Genomic DNA, 17,012 nt, shown 5'->3' on the forward strand with positions numbered 1-17,012 from the left:
TTTATTTAAGGATAAAAATACCTGTAAAACCTGCAATAAGAAGGATTAAAACAGGTGATTTTTTATAGAGCGTAAAAATAAACAAACCTACAAGAGCCATAAGATAGTATACAGGGGTTGTAAAACTATGCTGAATAATTAAGTAGGATGCATTTATAAGAAGAGCAATTATAACAGGTTTGACTCCAAGCATAAATCTTCTGTAAATAGCGTTTTCTTTAAACTTTTTTTCAAAATGTGCTACAATAAGAATAATAAGGAATGATGGTGCTATAACTCCAAGTGTTGCAATAATAGAACCAATTACTCCTCCAAGATCATAGCCAATAAAGGTTGCCATGTTTAACGCAACAGGCCCTGGTGTAACCTCGGCAACAGAGACGAAATAAAGAAACTTCTCTTGAGTTATCCAGCGCAACTCTCTTACCAAAGAATGCTGAAGGATTGGAAGCATCGCCTGTCCACCGCCTAAGGTTACAATACCAATCTTAAAAAATTCAAAAAACATTCTAATGAGCATTTTTTACCTCAAAGAACTTTCCAAAAACTATACCCAAAGCCCCGCCAATTAAAATAACATAAATTGGATCAATTTTTAGAACAAACAACTCAATAATGGAAAGTAAAAGTATTGATAAGTAAAAAATTGTTTTTTTTGCTTTTATAAAGAGGTCAAATGTAATATAGACAATTTCTGCAACAACACCAGTAAGAATGCCAAGAAAAAATTTTTTTACCCAAGGAATATCAATAAAATTGGTAAAGTAAATCGATATAAGCAAAATTGTAATAAAAGACGGCAAAGAAACCCCTACAGTTGCAAAGATAGAACCAACTAAACCTCCCTCTCTATACCCAACAAACGTAGCCATATTTATTGCAATAGGTCCTGGTGTTATTTGGGAGATAGCAAGCATCTCAAGAAATTCATCTTCGGTTAAAGAATTGTTTCTATAAACTAAAGTTTCTCTCATAAGGGGTATCATTGCATAACCACCACCGATAGTAAAGAGACCTATTTTAAAGAAATTAAAAAACAATGAAAAATACTTCTTCATTTTTTAGGGAGGTTTCCTTCGTAAGGCCCACTTGCATGCCTTATATTTAAAGAGCTAACTCCAAAAATTTTATTGTAACGTTTAAAGTAAATGTATACTACTGAAATCAAAATGATCACACCAACAAAAACAAAAGTAAAATTAACCGATACCTTTTCACTTAAAGTTCCTGTAAGAAGCGCACCAAACGGAGTAAAACCAAGTAGTATAAGTGAGTAAATACTCATAACCCTTCCTCTGTAAGATTCCTCACATTCCATCTGCAAGAGAGTATTTGCCGTATTGAGAAAAAGCACCATTGCAAAACCAGATAGTGCAACAAACACTGAAACATAAGTCAAATGATGTATAAGCCCAATAAAAATCTGAGTTAAACCAAGAAGCAATGCACTAAAGAATAGATACAGATGTTTTACTCCTTTATAACTAATAACGGCAAGTAATGTGGAGCTCGTTAACGCACCAACTCCTAAAAGAGACATAAGAAAACCATATTCAGTTGCGTGTAAATTAAACACATCTTTTGCAAGTGTAGGTATCAACACGTTAAAATTGAGTCCAAAAATATTTACGATGGTAAACAATGCAAATATTAAAAGGATAATAGGAATCTTAGCGATGTACTCTAAACCAGAAACAACATCCTTATTTACATTTTGAAGTTCTTTAAAAGAGAATTTTCTAATAGATGGTGTTCTTTCAACTATAAAAAATAGAGCAGCGATTACAGGCAAAAAGCTTAAGGCGTTCAAATAAAAACTCCAAGAGTATCCCACAATGCCAATGAGGACACCTGAAATTACAGGTCCAAAGATACGCGCAAGATTAAATGCAGATGAGTTTAAAGCAATAGAGTTCATAAGATGCTCTTTTGGAACAAGTTCAATATAGAAAGATTGTCTTGCAGGCATATCAATTGTATTAATAAGTCCCATTAAAAAGGCGATAATTAAAATTTGGTAATATTGTATAACTCTGAGTGTTATAAGTAATCCTAAAATAAAGGCAAGGACGGCTAAAGAAGATTGTGTAAATATAAGGATCTTCTTCTTAGAGAATTTATCAATGAGAACTCCTGCATAAAGTGATAAAAATAGCGCTGGTAAAAATTGCACAGCAGATAAAAGACCCAACTTGAAAGGGGAATTCGTAATCTGTAATACAAGCCAACCTTGGGCTGTAGCTTGCATCCAACTGCCTACCACCGAAACAAGTTGGCCAAAAAAGAATAGTCTAAAATTTCTATACTTAAAAGAAGGAAAGTGTAAATAAAATCTATTTTTAATTTTCTCAAAAATTTGATTTTCTTTATTTTCCATGAGGTCCTACAGATTTAGATTTTACCACAAATTTAATTTATTGAAAAATTTTTTAAGAAATTTACAAAAATCTTCAAAAGAAACCCCAAAGAGTGGTAAAATATTGGATCCTTCGCTTTACTCAGGAAGAAGTAATTAGGGTAGCATTACTTTTCCCAGCATCAGGATGATATGCTTTAGAAAAAACTAAAAATTCTTCCTAAAAGGTATTGACGTAAGAGAGAGTATATAATGTAGTAGAAAGGAGATGGTGTAATATGGAAGCAAAAAGGAAGGTAGATGGGTTGTGAGAAAAGAGGAAAAAAATATCAGGAAAAGAAAATATTTCTAAATAAAAATCTAAGAAGCAATGGGGTTAAAATGAAGAAAGTTTTAGGTTTAATTATCGTCGTTAATCTTCTTTTGAGCTTGACTTTTATAAGTAAAGTAGTTGCTAACCAGTGGAGTCCGAGAGAAGATTGGGGTCCACAAAGTAAGCCATTTTCCCCTGATTGGGGAAGAACTGTAATGTATGAGTATAATGATAGCGCATATAATTTGTATGTTTCCCCTCAAGCGAGGTTTAGATTTACTTGGGATGCAATTAAAACAATAAAAGAGTACTATGAATATTTTTACCCACCATTGTACTATACTTTTGACATTTCAGTAGTAGATAAGACTTGCACTGGCGAAGGGTGTAATACCACTGTCTCTGCTCTTAATACAACAATGTATTACTCTACACTTCCCTTTCCACACTTTGATAGAGACGACGACCCTGAAGAAACAGGAGGCAATGGTTATTATGATGAAACAGAAGTTACTTGTTTGCAACCTTTAGCTATGCGCGCAGATACAGATTATCGCTTTGACTCACGATTTAAAGTATATTCTACTACTCCTATCACATTTGAATTTGCTTCACAGATGAGCTTTTATGATTACGGATCTGGTGAGTATAATACAGCACCGAATTTTAATGAGACACACCTATCAAGAAATTATCCTTGGTATTAGGAGGTAAAGTATGAAGAAAATAATATTCATATTGATAATTTTAATGTCTCTTACATTAGGTGTCTTTGGATTTTTAAAGGCGTTTTCTCAAGATAAACCTTACTTTGATATGTTTTCTATTGCAAGAGAATTTTCTTTAAGTAAGGAACATCTTCTAAATTATAAAAACAAGATAGATAAAGTTCTTGATAGAATAAAAGATAAAGAATCTCCTTTTGAGAAATACTTTTTAACAATTACATTCTCAAAGTATATTAATAAAGAGGAACTTGAAAGACTTGTAAAAGCATACAATATAGAAGTGCTTGCAATAGAAGGAAGGAGTATTGAAAAAGGCACAAACCTTAAAGGGACTTTTCTTGTAGGTCCTGAAAATGGAATGCTTTACGATGAAAAACTCCTATTAGATATGCTTAAAAGAAACAATACAGAATTTAAAGGATTTACTGCTATTATTGGTAACATCCAAAATAAAGATATACAAAGATTAAGAAACAATAAAATTGTATTCCTTATTGACCCATCAGCCGATACCCATTTTGTAAGAAACCCAAAACATGAAAAAACAAAATCTTGGGATGGATATATGCCAAGCGTTTTTCCTGAGCTTGAGAAAAACAACTTATTAAACTATTAAGGTATGAAGAAGAAAGTGATAATTATAATAATTACTGCAGTTATCCTACTTCTCATTATAGTATCTACTGATTACTACAGTAGAGGTAGAGGGACTAAAACAGTAAAAATGTTAGAAAGAGCACAACTTGGTTGGTCTGGTATTTACTTAACTTTGTTAGATTACAAATTTGTTCATCCATCTATTGAAGAAAAGTTCCAAAAATACATTGCATTTCAAGTGTTATTAGACGGAAGCAAAAATAGAACCAAAAATGATTATGTCCATTTTGGTGAACATTATAATTGTAAATCTTATAAATGTTATGAGTTATACGGCTGTTTTATTGTTGCAGGAAAACTCCATTCTAAACAAACATCATATGGTTCTATCCATCCAGAGGATGCAGTTAAACTTTTTGGAAATAAGTTTCCTATAATTGGTTTAGGAAAATTAGAAAATAATATAGCCTTTGGCTGGGTTGTTTTTAAAGTTCCTGAAGATTTTGAGATTAACGAATTTATTTATACACATTTTGAGAGAGACGATTTAGATAAAATTTTCCCCAATGCAACAGTTAAGGTAATCTTTAAAGAACCTATAAAATAAATACTTCTTTTGTAATTAGCTCGAGGGTGCTTTTTTAAAGGCACCCTCTTTAAAAAATTCCTTTAAACTTATGGAACTTTTTTATGATCTTACGTATCTAATATATGAGGAAAAGGAATTTTTGGTTAGAGCAAATATTTTTTAAAAAACTAAAAATTTTCCTAAAAGGTATTGACAAGAGAGAGAGAGAGAGAGTATAATGTAGTAGAAAGGAGATGATGTAGTATGAGGGTAAAAAAGAAAGTAGATGGGAGGTGGGAGAGAGGAAAAACTCTTATGAAAAGAAAGTAAAAATAAGGTGTAGAAAAGTAGTAGCAAAATTTTTTGCAAGGAGGTTACCAAAATGAGAGTTAAAAAAATGATTATTTTGTTAGTTGTTTTTATCTTTTTGGTGGGTTTTATTCCGTTTGAGAAAATGGTTAAGGCAGATGAAGGATACGGAGTAATTAATACAGAAAAAGGCAAAATGTATAGAGATACACACGGGAATCTATTTCCTATTATTGTTATTAACGGTAAAAAGGAAGTAAAGATCAATGAATATGAACTTGCTCCTCTTGAGGCACTTTTGGAAAGAGACGGAAAACAATCAAAAGGTAAAAGTGCATTGCCTGAAGAAATTCTTAAGAAATACTATGTTTCAAAGAATCTTTTTATAAATTCAGATTTCTCTACAACACTTCCATCAATTGTTTCATATAACCAAAGATACAAGTTATGGTGTAAGGAAAAATTAGGATTTGGCCCATCTACAATTGGAGGAGCTGGTTGTTTTCTTACTTCTTGTGCAATGATGCTTGCAACATATAACCTTACGATAAATGGTAGTATTGTAACCCCTTTAAATTTAAACACATGGTTGAAGAATAATGGAGGTTTTAGCGGTGACAATTTAATTTTTGGTGCCATCGCAAAATTTCCTGGGATAAGTAGTATTGGTTATTTTGATAGCTTTAATGACGCAGCAATTGCCATTTTCTATCGGATAGTTCCAATTTTACGTATGACACCTTCACATTTTGCTCCATTGGTAAAAACTAATGGAGAAAGAAATAGAAAGACTAATTGGATCATGAATACATACAGTAGAGATTACAACTATGATTATAATAATCCCGGTTATCGGATTTATGCACCATATGATGGAAAGACTCCTTACTACCAAACAGTAGAAGAAAGTGGATATGATTTTGCAAGTTCATCCGTATTTAGAACTGCTTACCCACAACAATAATAGTTTTTATGAGAAGAGTATGAGAAGAGTTGTAGTAATATTATTAATATTGTTTTTTATATTATTATCTCAAGGTTGTGATAAATCAACACATACTTCTGTCCCTGTTTTTTATGGTCAATACTGTAATGCTCAACGCACATCCTACCGAGATGTTGAAGGATTAAAAGAACTTCCTAACAAAGTATCATGGCAATATACACTTACCGAAGCAGATGAAATTTTTTTTATCACAATGGATGCTCCTACTGTTGAAGAGAACAGAGTGTTTATGGTAAGTGGTAGTATAATGAGTTGCGTTGATTTAGATACAGGGAAAGAAATTTGGAGAAAGAGTTATCCGGATCCTTTCCCTCCTTTTTCTGAGTTTAATTATTCGCCAGTTGTTTATGAAGACAAATTGATTGTTGTTGAAGGTTTTCCTGCTGCTCAATACCTTGCCGCATTTGATAAAAATACAGGAGAGTTACTCTGGAAAAGCGAACTCATTGGTAATATGGAAGTAAACGACACATCACGTCACCCGTTGATCATTAATGGAAAGATTTACCTTGCAGCATCAAGTGCAGAGAGTTATAAGAAAAATAAAGATGCACAGGCTGGTATATGGGTTTGGGATATAGAAACAGGGGAAGTTTTGGATAAGATATTTATAGAGCCTGTAGCAGAACCAGTCGTTGGGAAGTATCGCTCAATGTTTCCCGTATCAGTGGCTCTTGCAGCAGACGGTTCAGACATCTACGGAGTTACACAGTTCACTAATGATAGCACATACCGGACTTATATATTCTCTTATGATACTCTAAGAAAAAAATTTACATGGTTTGAACCAGTTGGCGAAGAAGGCTTTAGATCTCCTGGTTATAGAGCACAAATTGCAGTAGATAACAACTTTGTTGCTGTAGGTATGGTTGGAGACCAGTGGGGTGAACCTGAGCCTCAATTCTTCATTAAAGTTTTTGATAAGACTTCGCATAAGCCGTTGTGGCAAAACATTTCAGAGACTAGTAGAGAATTAAACCCTGTATTTACTATTTCACATTTAGCTATTCATAATGGGAAGCTCTATGCGATGACTATGGATAAAAGATTAGCTTGTTTCAATATTGAGACAGGAGAAATAGTATGGAGTTTTAAAGATAAGGATTGGCAGAGCAACTGGTGGAACACTTGGAATAAAGATGAAAATCGTTTTAGAGAACACGATATAGTTATTTCAAAGGATGTTGTTTATTTTAATGTAGATAAGGCAATTTATGCATTCGATACAGAAGCAGGAAAATTATTATGGCGCAAGGTAGTTAAGAAAGGACATAGTTTTATTAACATGATGCCTGTGGATAATGGTTTAATAGTGCGTTATCAAGATAACCGTGCTGGGTATGACATGCCTCAGGAGCCTTCTGTCGCTGAACTATGGAAGTAAATTAAACCGAAACAATTTTTAAAATTAACAGTATAGGGGGGTTTACCTCCCTATATTATTTAGTCATCTATTGTGAGGACAAAATTAAAGTCCTATAGTAAACCTTCTCATTTTGAAAACATTATGTGAGGAAACCATTTTATAAAGAAATCGAAAATTCTTGTTAAATTTTGGAACTTTTTGAGTTTGAGAGTCCAATATATGAGAAGAAAAAATTTTTAAAAATTCTCTGAAAAATTGGGAACAAATTTCCAAATTCTTAGGTCTTATTGTATGAGAAGAAAAAAATTTAAAAATTTTTTCAAAATCGTGGGAAAATTTTTTAGGATTTGGAACATAATCTAATCTATAGAGGATGAATAAAATCCTCAGAAAGAAGATGGTAAAATGGAAGAAGATAAAGTTTTAGAGAAAGGAGGCGGTGTAATATGAGGGTAAAAAAGTAGCGATGGAAGATGAGGAAGGAGGAAAACTATCACGTAAAGGAAAAAGTTTAAAAAATCGAGAACAATGAGGCAAAAATGAAAAAAAGATTGATTTTATCCGTTTTAGTTCTGGTTTTGTTGTTTAGTACATTTAGTATAAAAGTTTTTTCAGCAGATGATTACACCATCGGCAAGCGGGAGATTACAAGATACATTGATTCCAAAGGACTTAATCTAAAAGAGGGTACTCCTGAATATTTTGATTTTTTGAATAACTTACTGTGGGGTGAGTATAACAAAGATTTACAAAATTCACCATACTTCAGGAAAATTGTTAAATATGCTGCATATTACTATGCACACCCAGAAATCCTATATCCTGCACAATGCAAAGATCGTTTAGATGATATCATCACCAATAATAACACCAAGAGTACTACATGGGTATACAATCCATCCTTAGCTGTGAACTATGCCTATCAGTATTCGATTGAGGGTGGCAAAGGCCAAAATCCAGATTTTCCTGATTTTAGGAACAAAGGTGGTGACTGCACTAATTTTGCAAGTCGGGTGGTGAATGCAGGAAAAGTTCCAATTGATGGGAGTGGTACTTGTTCAAGCTATTCAACTATTACAAAATGGTATGTAAACAGAGCACAATGGTGGTGCTTACAATCAAGATGGGCATGGTCTACTTCTTGGTCTATTGTAGGAGATTTCTATACATATCAAAGCCAGTACAAAAATAACGCCACCTCTTCAGTATTTGGAATAAGTCAAATTAATTCTCTGAGAGCTTCTGCTGTTCCAGGTGATGTTATCCAACTCGAAACTGGTGGGAGTAAATGGCATTCACTAATAGTAACCAAAAAACAAAATGGAGAAACATATTTGACTTATCACTCTGGCCCTAATGGTTATGATTGTGTTGACCATTCCTTACAGTCAATAATTAATGGTCATAGCATTATTGACCACTTTTACCTTTTGCATTTCCACTAACACAGAGGAGGTACAAAATGCTTAAAAGGGCCTTTATTTTTGTTATTATTATCTTCTTAATCTTGCTTGGATTATTGTATCTTTTTCCTTGCGAAGCTAAGGTTGAAAGTGTAAAAGTCCATGATTTAACTAACGATACTGAGAGACTTAATTTTTGGCTGAAGAAAGGTAAGTGGAATTTTAATCCACAAAAGAAATATCTTATTCTTTTCTATACAGTATCTGTTCGTCCCCTCTTACCTTTTTCATTTCAATTTGGAAAAGAAACTTTTAAACAATTAAGAGATGATTTTAGTGTAATTATTTTAGAACCTGCCATACCTCGCCAGGAACAATGGGGACCTTTCAAAAAAAGATATATATACTTTGGTATTGTGGTAGAAAGTCCTAAAGATATGAGTTCAAGAACGATTATAAATAATATCGAGCTTAAACTCCACGCTCAAAGAGAGGTTAAAAATCCAGAATGGGAAAAACATCCAGCTCATACAACTTATTCTTTTTCTCAGCCCAGCTGGCCTACTATAAAGGTTAACGTCCCTAAAAATCTAACAATTGAGGTAAACTAAAGTGTTGAAGATGGATGATACTACTTTCGTTTCTATTAGTTCAGTGAAAAATTATAGAACTTTTTTATAAGTTTACGTATCTAATACATGATGAAAAGAAATTTTGCATATAGCAGAAATGTATTTTTAGAAAAAACTAAAAAATCTTCTTAAAAGTATTGACGGAAGAGAGTAAAATAAGTTGTCTCTCTTTTCTTCTTTTATCTCATTATAACAGGTGGAACAATATTACTTTTTCCTCTGTTTCTATTTGAAGGCTTAATTAGTATGTTTATATTGGCTTTCCCCTACTTTGAAATGCCTCTTATTTTTTCAGGCATACTTGCATATGTCTACATAAAGAAGATTTCTAAGAAGTCTTCTCATTGAGGAGGTGATACGAAGTAAGTTTTTAAATTCTCTTAAAAACGGGAAAAATTAAAAAGGAACAAATTTAACCCATTGATCCTTCAACAACCTATCCTCTATTGATAAGGTAATTCAACCTCTTGACAAGATTAAAAATTTGTATAAAATTCAAATCGTTTGAATAATAAATAGAGGGAATAAGAATTGGCATACAAATATATTTATGGGCCTATTATTTCAAGGAGGTTGGGAGTCTCCTTGGGGGTAACTACAATACCTCATAAAGTATGTAGTTTTAATTGTATTTATTGTGAGATTGGATTTACTACACTTCAAACCTTACAAAGAAAAGAATACATAAATGCAGATGATATCTTAAATGAACTTAAAGACTTTTTATCAAACAACACAAACAAAATCGACCATATTACCTTTTCAGGTTTAGGTGAACCAACTCTTAACATAAAACTTGGCTACATAATAAGAGAACTTAAAAAGATAACAACCATACCTGTTGCAGTTTTATCGAATGGTTCCCTTATAACCCAAGAAGATGTAAAAGCGGACTTATTAGAGGCAGATATAGTTAAATTTACATTAAATGCAGCAGATGATACCACTTATAGAAAAATCAATCTAAGCCCTCCTAAAGTAAAAGTTGAAGATGTCATTAAAGGCATTGTTGATTTTAGAAAAGTCTTTAAAAATGAACTCTGGATAGAAGTCTTATTAGTAAAAGGAATCAACAATACCATTGAAAATTATCTAAATCTTTACAACGCCCTTTCTTTGATTAGACCTGATAAAATACATATAAATACCATTGTAAGAGCGCCTGCTTTAAAAGTTTCTGAGCCCTTATCTTTTTATGAACTACTTGAAGCCTCACGTATTATTAACCACGGTTCAGAGGTAATATACAAAAAGGGAAGCACAAGAATTGCACCTCAAAGCCAAATTATAAATTCTTCAAATTCAAAATCACTTAGTTAACTATTTTCATTGATTATTTGGGAAAGCACATATTCTACTATTGAAATAAACGTAGCCTCTTTTAAAGTATCAATTGTCCTTGGATGAGGAATATCCACATTGACAATTTCTTGCACTTTTCCAGGATAACCATGCATAATGATAACCACATCTGAAAGAAATACCGCTTCTTCAACATCATGAGTCACCATAATTGTTGAAAAATAAAATTTTAACCTCATTTCCTCAAGATAAAGCCAGAGTTTTCTTCTGTTTAGGGCATCCACTGCACCAAAGGGTTCATCTAAAAGCAGAAGCTCTGAATCTGTTAATAGAGTTCTAAGTAGAGACGCTCTTTGGTACATACCACCCGAAAGCACCTTAGGATAACTGTTTTCAAAACCTTTTAAGCCAAATTGTTCAAGTAGTGGGTATATTCTTTCTTTTGCTTCTTTTGGAGAATACCCCTTTATTAATAATGGTATTTCAAGATTTTTAAGAACGAAAAACCATGGGAGTAGCACGCCTTTTTGTGGCATATATCCTACAGGCCCCTCAGGGCGTAAAATTTCACCTTCATAAGGCATAAGGCCTGCAATTGCCTTAAGAAGTGTAGTTTTACCGCAACCTGAGGGACCAATTATTGCAAGATGCTTACCGTAGGGAAGTGAAAAACTTACCCTATCTACTGCAAGAAAACCTTCGTAATTGACGCTAACTTCTTTAACCTCTACTTTTGACATGGTAAAAATTCGTTTGTAAAAAATTCATCTAAGTTTTCAGGGAAAGAGTTTATCACTTTTAATTTTACCATAAGATTGGTGAAGTTTTCCCATACTGATGGTTTCATATAGCCAAAACAACCATTTTCATTAAGATAATAAGGTGAAAGCCATTTTTGAGATTCCATAACAAGATCTTTATTGAGTTCAGGTGCATATTTAAGAAGTATGGTAGCTCCCTCTTCTGGGTTTTTCGCTGCGTATGTATATCCTTCTGAAATTGCCTCAACAAAAGCTCTTACAACATCTTTTTTGTTTTCTACCATATCTCTACTTGTAATAAAAATGGGTGAGTAGTGGTTAAACCCTTCTATATAGTCTTTTAAAGGGTAAAACGTAAAATCCAATTTCCTTATTTTTGCATCAATTCCTTCCCAACCATAAAAAATCCAAGTAAAATCGTAAACATGCTTCTCAAGTCCTGTAATCTGATCAAAAACTCCGAGTTCTACCTTTCTAACTGTTTTAGGATCTACTCCGTTTTGTTCTGCAATATAATCTACAATAGTGTTTTCCCAAGTTGAACCCCAACCCCCATAAGTCTTATTAGCAAAATCTTTGGGTGAATTAATTCCGCTTTCTTTTAACCATATAAGTCCAGATGTGCTCTGCTGAAGTATTGCTGAAATTGCAACAAGTGGAGCATTCTCATTAACCACATACCGCGTTAAGCCCTCTTGGAAGGAGATACCAAAATCAGCTTTACCCGAGGATACTGCACTCTCTGGCCATACTTCAGATGGCTGAATGATTTTCACATTGAGATTCCTTTTAGAAAAGTAACCTTTTTCAACGGCAACGTATATACCTGTATGGTTTGTGTTTGGTGTCCAGTCAAGCATAAGAATTACATTAGTTACATTAGAAAGTTTTGTTTCTCTTGGTGCACAACCAGTTGAAACTAAAAAAAGCATAAATACTACTAAAAAAACCGTTAACTTCTTCATTTTTCACCTCCTAAGTATCTTGTAAATCTTCTACGGAGGGATACCGCAATGCCCCAAGTGATGAGGCTGAAGCCTATGATTATTATTGCCCCTGCAAAAACCTGTCCAAGTTCAAAGGAAGAGAAAGATCGTCTTATGTAAAGACCCATACCTATATCAGTGCCCATCCACTCAGCAGTTAGGGTGCCTAAAATCGCATAGGGAGACGAAATTTCAATACCAGTTAAAATGTACGTAAGAGTGTGGGGTAATACAACATATTTGAAGATATCAGAAGTTTTTGCGCCAATTGCCTTAAGCACATCAACCATATCCTGATCGATACTTTTTAGTCCAACAAGTGTATTCACTGTAATGGGAAAGAATGTAGCCCACACAACCACTCCAATTTTAGGAAGACTTCCAAAACCAAACCAAAGTATAATAAGAGGTGCAATTGCGATTGTAGGAGTAGACTGAGAAATGACAGCTATCGGGTAAATAAGATCCTCAATGGGTCTAATAAGATGCATCAAAAAGGCAAGAGAAACGCCAAACAAAATTGAAAGTATAAAACCAAAAAAAGTTATTTTGAGTGTAGAGATGAGATTGGGTATAATAACATCTTTTTGAGAAATAATAATATTTAATACCCTGAGAGGTGAGGGCAGTATATAGGAAGGAATAAAAAGAAGGCGATCCGTTACAAGATACCATAGATAAACAAAGATAAAAAAAGAAAGGATTTTAAGTATGCGTGAGTCTTTGACAAAAAGTGAAAGGATGACAACAAGCAAAAGAAAAGTTGATATGGTAATAAATTTATTTGGTGTAAAAGTAAGTAGAAATAGAGACACAAGTAGTGCAGTCTTGAAGATACCTTGGTACTTTTTCAAACTTTTAAACCTCCTAAAATTTAGGAGGGCACAAGGCAATAAACCTTGCACCATCTCCCTACGCCGGCATTACCCGGATCAGGTTCCAGGGGTCGAGCAAATACTTTGCTCCTCTCAGCTTCAAAAAGCTCCCCCGTAGCCAGATTAATTATAACAAAATTTAGAAAAATTTCAAACATTTTTTTATTGTTTGCAAAGTATCTTGCTATTTTTAGCAAAAGCCGTTCATGTTAAAAAATGAGGTAAAGACCTCATATGTTTTGATAGATCTCTAATTAATTTTACATACTCAATTTCCTCATCTAAAATGCCTTCTTTATGAAGTTCAGTAAGTAAATCATTCTCTAATGCATAGAGAATGGTATCGATTTTTTCATAAGAAATTTGAAGAGCAAATTCATCTGTGATACCTGGTGCAAGATCTGGAGAGGGTGGTTTTGAAATAATAACTTCTGGCACATGAAGATATTTTGCAAGTTCATACACTTGTGTTTTGTATAAGTGTGCAATTGGTTCAAAATCGCAAGCTCCATCACCATATTTGACAAAATAACCAGTAAGTTTTTCTGTTTTATTACAACAACCTGCAACAATAAAATTTTTCTGTTCCCCATAAAAATAAAGCAAAATTGCCCTTAATCTATGCTTAACTCTCAAAAAGGCGTTAGCCTTCATAATGTAAGGATTGCCTTCACCACCTTTAAGGGATTTAACAAATGTTGTATTGTATGGTTCATTAAATTTTAGGTACTTACTCTTTGCATATCGTTCCTGTATAGATCTGGGAATTAAAAAAGGACTTGGTTCAAGTGCATAAACACCCATCCTTTTAAGTATTGAAGTTATATTTACTTCTTTAAGGTTAATACCAAGATTACTAGAAACTAACCTTGCATGCTCTAAACTCTCTTTATTTGAATCTCTTTCTCCCATAAAAACAGCTTGGATCTTCTCTTTTGGGAGCGCTTTTGCTAAAAGATAAGCAACAAGAGAAGAATCTATTCCACCACTTAGACCAAAAATTACTCCCGATGCATTGAAATGTTTCATTTCATCAACTATAAAAGAAACAATTTTATCTACTGTTTCTTGTGGATTTTTTAACTTTAAATAATTTTTAATTAGCATATAAATCACTTCCTTCTAATTATTATTTTAGTATTCAAATAAGAAATTTTCATCAAGGTTTTATGTTTAACGGAATGTTTCTTTTTAAATTGAAGGGGTAAACCCCCTCAAGGCTCTTCTGTCCTTACCTTGTCAACCTGAGTATTTTTTTCCTTGTCATCCTGAGTGAAACGAAGGATCTCATCCTTTTGGGGAGCATCGAGGGGGATTATTCCACCCCCTCGAATTTGAGATTCTTCCTTACTCACTACATTCGCTCGTCAGAATGACGAGGGACTTACGCCACTTGACTTCGTCAAGGAGAATATTGCGGAATGACACCAGGGAATGGCTTCGCCTTGAAAGAATCATAAAAGGGCTTATGCTCTTAAAATGCCACGGAGGTTACGCCCTTAGAATGATCACAGTGGTAGTGACTTGTGAATGACAAAAAAGGAAAAGCTAAATTACACTCATTTACCTCACTTCAACGATTTTTACAAACTCCTTAAGGAGTTTAACTATCGCACTAATTTCTTCTTCTTTAAAGGTTTCAAAATTATAATTTGGGTCTAAAACCTTATCAAAGTGTGGCTTTTGCAAATAATATGCTTTTGCTCCTCTTATCAAATTGCCAACACTTATAAAACTTTCAACTGTTTTAAAGAAGTTTTTAAAAATTGTGGTCCTAAATTCGTAATCATAAGCCTCATTCATAATCAAGTTTATACTCTCTTTTATTTTGTTAATATCAACGCCTACTTGAGTTGCTTCGGTATATGTTTCTAATGGCGCTTTTATATCCATTGCAATATAATCAGTGTAAGGGATAATTTCTTTTAATCTTTCAGGCATTGAACCATTTGTATCAACTTTAACAAGAAAACCCATATCTTTAATTTTCTTTATGTAGGAAACTAAGTCCTTATGTAGTAGCGGTTCTCCCCCAGTAAATTCAACTGCATCAAGTAAACCTACTCTTTTCTTTAAAAATTCTTCAATTTCTTCAAAACTAACAGGCTTTGGAAATTCATTTTCAAGCACAAGTTCCCTATTGTGGCAGTAAGGACAACGAAAACTACACCCAATAGTAAATATAATTGCACAGGTTTTGTTAGGATAATCTACCAAAGAAAATCTATTAAGCGCACCTATAAGCATAGTATTAAAGTTTAATCAGTTTTAAAATATAGGCAAGAATTTCATCAAAATCGGTTGTAAAGGCCTCTTTTATTGAATCCTTGAGTTCAAAAAACTTTTTTGCAAGTTCCATATCAAACTGTGCACCGCCGTTTTTTAAAATTTCTTCCATTGCTTCATCTATACTCCTTGCCTTTCTGTATGGCCTATCTGTTGTCATTGCATCAAAGGCATCAACTATTGAAAGTATTCTTGATAAATAAGGAATTTCACCATTTTTAAGTCCGTATGGATAGCCTTTTCCATCATATCTTTCATGATGGTGGAGAACAATTCTTGCAACTTCATCTAAAGCACCAATTGTGCTAATTATCTCATAACTTTTCAGAGGATGCTTTTTTATTTCATCCATATCCTCTTTTCCTAACGGCTCTTTCTTTAAGAGGATGGCATCATTTACCCCAATTTTGCCAACATCATGTAAGATTGAAGCAAATACAAGTTTTTTTAAACTATCTATATCTAAGTTTAAGTATTTACCAAAGAAAAACGCATATTTTGTAACATTTTCACTATGTAATCTCGTGTAAGGATCTTTAGAGTCAATTGCCTTTGCAAAAGCAAACATAACATCAGCAAAAAGTTTTTTAATCTCTTTAACTGCAAAAAATCTTTCAATAATTGGTAAGATTGCAACTTCTATTTGAGAAATTATGTTTTTATCTAACGGGTTTAAAGTCCCAACTTCAATTTGTGCGTTTTGTGTTTCATAGACAATGGGGATGGCTTTAAAATCAAAATCGCTATTTGTTTCAATACAATCTTGTAGAAGAACCTTATTACTATCTACAAAGATCTGTTTGCACTGCCCTTCGACTGTAATGTGTAGCTTCATATAAATAGCATCTTTAAGTGATGCTGTAAGTAATTTATACACATTCCTTAAAAAACTGCTTACTTCTTCCTCGGTATTACCGCTTTTAGAAATCTTTAATGCTAATGAGTCGACAGCTAATTCATCTTTCAACTCTTTAAATAGTTTATGCGTCTGTAAAAATAGCGATCCAAAGTTTGAAACTGCATACAAAAGTTCAAAATCCTCGGTTTTAAATGGGATATCCAATCGTGTTGTATCTACAAATAAACTTCCATAATACTCTCCTTCAACCCAAAATGTGCCAGCAAGTGTATGTTTAGTATTCATAACATTTTCATCGATTTCATCTACCAAGTTTCTTTTACCTATGCTATCTATAAGGTTCACCTTTTGTTTTTTTGACATCTCTTCATGGGTTTTCCTATCAACCTTTATGATTTTGTTTAGTTTTTCTTTATCAAAACCAATTGCTGCAATACACTTCATTTCACCATCGTAAGGTAACCATACAGAGCCAGTTTCTCCTCCACTTACTAAAGACAATGTAAAAGAGAGTAATTTTGAGAAAAACTCTTCAACTGTTTCAGTAAAAGTTGTAGCTGTCATGAGCTCAACTATCAACTTTAGATTGGATGCTTTTGCTTTTTCTTCTTCACTTATTTTCTTAAGCTCTCTAAGTAAAAGATTAATCTGTAAATAAAAACTTA

The 17,012-nt window shown here is 33.2% G+C and carries 17 protein-coding genes and 1 riboswitch; of the genes, 8 read left to right on the forward strand and 9 right to left on the reverse strand.

The annotated features are described in order from the left end of the window. Position 1: 1 nt before the first annotated feature. Genes K6343_04055 through K6343_04065 form a run of 3 tightly spaced genes read right to left on the reverse strand, consistent with a single transcriptional unit; the run spans position 2 to position 2,377 of the window. Positions 2-520, reverse strand: coding sequence for a chromate transporter (locus tag K6343_04055; protein MEF3245137.1), 519 nt, complete (start codon positions 518-520; stop codon positions 2-4). Next, entirely contained in the window at positions 510-1,058 is a 549-nt protein-coding gene (locus K6343_04060; protein ID MEF3245138.1) for a chromate transporter, read from the reverse strand. Before K6343_04060 ends, K6343_04055 begins: the two co-directional genes overlap by 11 nt. Then, a complete protein-coding gene (locus K6343_04065; protein MEF3245139.1) occupies positions 1,055-2,377 on the reverse strand; it encodes an MFS transporter in 1,323 nt (440 codons plus the stop codon). Before K6343_04065 ends, K6343_04060 begins: the two co-directional genes overlap by 4 nt. Positions 2,378-2,737: 360 nt before the next feature. On the opposite strand from K6343_04065, the gene K6343_04070 reads away from it, so the two are divergent. The 8 genes from K6343_04070 to K6343_04105 all read left to right on the forward strand — a co-directional run bounded on the left by K6343_04070 (position 2,738) and on the right by K6343_04105 (position 10,598). Then, the gene (locus tag K6343_04070; protein MEF3245140.1) at positions 2,738-3,376 is read left to right on the forward strand and encodes a hypothetical protein; all 639 of its coding nucleotides are present in this window, start codon (positions 2,738-2,740) and stop codon (positions 3,374-3,376) included. A 10-nt stretch (positions 3,377-3,386) separates the two neighbouring features. Beyond that, positions 3,387-4,013: a hypothetical protein gene (locus K6343_04075; GenBank protein ID MEF3245141.1), complete on the forward strand. Its 627-nt coding sequence runs from the start codon at positions 3,387-3,389 to the stop codon at positions 4,011-4,013. A gap of 15 nt (positions 4,014-4,028) precedes the next feature. Further along, entirely contained in the window at positions 4,029-4,601 is a 573-nt protein-coding gene (locus tag K6343_04080; GenBank protein MEF3245142.1) for a hypothetical protein, read from the forward strand. A gap of 343 nt (positions 4,602-4,944) precedes the next feature. Further along, positions 4,945-5,835, forward strand: coding sequence for a hypothetical protein (locus K6343_04085; protein MEF3245143.1), 891 nt, complete (start codon positions 4,945-4,947; stop codon positions 5,833-5,835). Beyond that, the gene (locus K6343_04090) at positions 5,786-7,261 is read left to right on the forward strand and encodes a PQQ-binding-like beta-propeller repeat protein (GenBank protein ID MEF3245144.1); all 1,476 of its coding nucleotides are present in this window, start codon (positions 5,786-5,788) and stop codon (positions 7,259-7,261) included. Before K6343_04085 ends, K6343_04090 begins: the two co-directional genes overlap by 50 nt. Positions 7,262-7,782: 521 nt before the next feature. After that, on the forward strand, positions 7,783-8,688 hold the full coding sequence (locus tag K6343_04095) for an amidase domain-containing protein (protein MEF3245145.1): 906 nt from the start codon (positions 7,783-7,785) through the stop codon (positions 8,686-8,688). Between the two features lie 17 nt (positions 8,689-8,705). Further along, the gene (locus K6343_04100; GenBank protein ID MEF3245146.1) at positions 8,706-9,257 is read left to right on the forward strand and encodes a hypothetical protein; all 552 of its coding nucleotides are present in this window, start codon (positions 8,706-8,708) and stop codon (positions 9,255-9,257) included. A 606-nt stretch (positions 9,258-9,863) separates the two neighbouring features. Then, a complete protein-coding gene (locus K6343_04105; protein ID MEF3245147.1) occupies positions 9,864-10,598 on the forward strand; it encodes a radical SAM protein in 735 nt (244 codons plus the stop codon). On the opposite strand, the gene K6343_04110 is transcribed toward K6343_04105, so the two are convergent. The 6 genes from K6343_04110 to K6343_04135 all read right to left on the reverse strand — a co-directional run. Beyond that, entirely contained in the window at positions 10,595-11,320 is a 726-nt protein-coding gene (locus tag K6343_04110; GenBank protein ID MEF3245148.1) for an ABC transporter ATP-binding protein, read from the reverse strand. The two genes, K6343_04105 and K6343_04110, sit on opposite strands and share 4 nt — an antisense overlap. Continuing rightward, positions 11,308-12,306 (reverse strand): ABC transporter substrate-binding protein, encoded by a 999-nt coding sequence (locus tag K6343_04115; GenBank protein MEF3245149.1) that lies wholly within the window; start codon positions 12,304-12,306, stop codon positions 11,308-11,310. Before K6343_04115 ends, K6343_04110 begins: the two co-directional genes overlap by 13 nt. After that, entirely contained in the window at positions 12,303-13,181 is an 879-nt protein-coding gene (locus K6343_04120; protein ID MEF3245150.1) for an ABC transporter permease, read from the reverse strand. Before K6343_04120 ends, K6343_04115 begins: the two co-directional genes overlap by 4 nt. A gap of 37 nt (positions 13,182-13,218) precedes the next feature. After that, positions 13,219-13,326, reverse strand: a riboswitch (TPP riboswitch). An 80-nt stretch (positions 13,327-13,406) separates the two neighbouring features. Next, a complete protein-coding gene (gene nadE / locus K6343_04125; GenBank protein MEF3245151.1) occupies positions 13,407-14,309 on the reverse strand; it encodes an NAD(+) synthase in 903 nt (300 codons plus the stop codon). Positions 14,310-14,765: 456 nt separating this feature from the next. Continuing rightward, positions 14,766-15,449 carry an anaerobic ribonucleoside-triphosphate reductase activating protein gene (locus K6343_04130; protein MEF3245152.1) on the reverse strand — a complete coding sequence of 228 codons (684 nt, stop codon included), beginning with the start codon at positions 15,447-15,449 and terminating at the stop codon, positions 14,766-14,768. 4 nt (positions 15,450-15,453) lie between these two features. After that, the coding region (locus tag K6343_04135; protein ID MEF3245153.1) for an HD-GYP domain-containing protein at positions 15,454-17,012 on the reverse strand (1,559 nt) is incomplete at its 5' end.

The organism is Caldisericaceae bacterium (assembly GCA_036574215.1).
Lineage (GTDB): Bacteria > Caldisericota > Caldisericia > Caldisericales > Caldisericaceae > Caldisericum.

Coding starts and splice junctions, on each gene's coding strand:
- K6343_04095 (MEF3245145.1), top strand. CDS start 7,783: ATGAAAAAAAGATTGATTTTATCCGTTTTAGTTCTGGTTTTGTTGTTT.
- nadE (MEF3245151.1), bottom strand. CDS start 14,309: ATGCTAATTAAAAATTATTTAAAGTTAAAAAATCCACAAGAAACAGTA.
- K6343_04065 (MEF3245139.1), bottom strand. CDS start 2,377: ATGGAAAATAAAGAAAATCAAATTTTTGAGAAAATTAAAAATAGATTT.
- K6343_04060 (MEF3245138.1), bottom strand. CDS start 1,058: ATGAAGAAGTATTTTTCATTGTTTTTTAATTTCTTTAAAATAGGTCTC.
- K6343_04110 (MEF3245148.1), bottom strand. CDS start 11,320: ATGTCAAAAGTAGAGGTTAAAGAAGTTAGCGTCAATTACGAAGGTTTT.
- K6343_04100 (MEF3245146.1), top strand. CDS start 8,706: ATGCTTAAAAGGGCCTTTATTTTTGTTATTATTATCTTCTTAATCTTG.
- K6343_04070 (MEF3245140.1), top strand. CDS start 2,738: ATGAAGAAAGTTTTAGGTTTAATTATCGTCGTTAATCTTCTTTTGAGC.
- K6343_04055 (MEF3245137.1), bottom strand. CDS start 520: ATGCTCATTAGAATGTTTTTTGAATTTTTTAAGATTGGTATTGTAACC.
- K6343_04075 (MEF3245141.1), top strand. CDS start 3,387: ATGAAGAAAATAATATTCATATTGATAATTTTAATGTCTCTTACATTA.
- K6343_04090 (MEF3245144.1), top strand. CDS start 5,786: ATGATTTTGCAAGTTCATCCGTATTTAGAACTGCTTACCCACAACAAT.
- K6343_04115 (MEF3245149.1), bottom strand. CDS start 12,306: ATGAAGAAGTTAACGGTTTTTTTAGTAGTATTTATGCTTTTTTTAGTT.
- K6343_04130 (MEF3245152.1), bottom strand. CDS start 15,449: ATGCTTATAGGTGCGCTTAATAGATTTTCTTTGGTAGATTATCCTAAC.
- K6343_04085 (MEF3245143.1), top strand. CDS start 4,945: ATGAGAGTTAAAAAAATGATTATTTTGTTAGTTGTTTTTATCTTTTTG.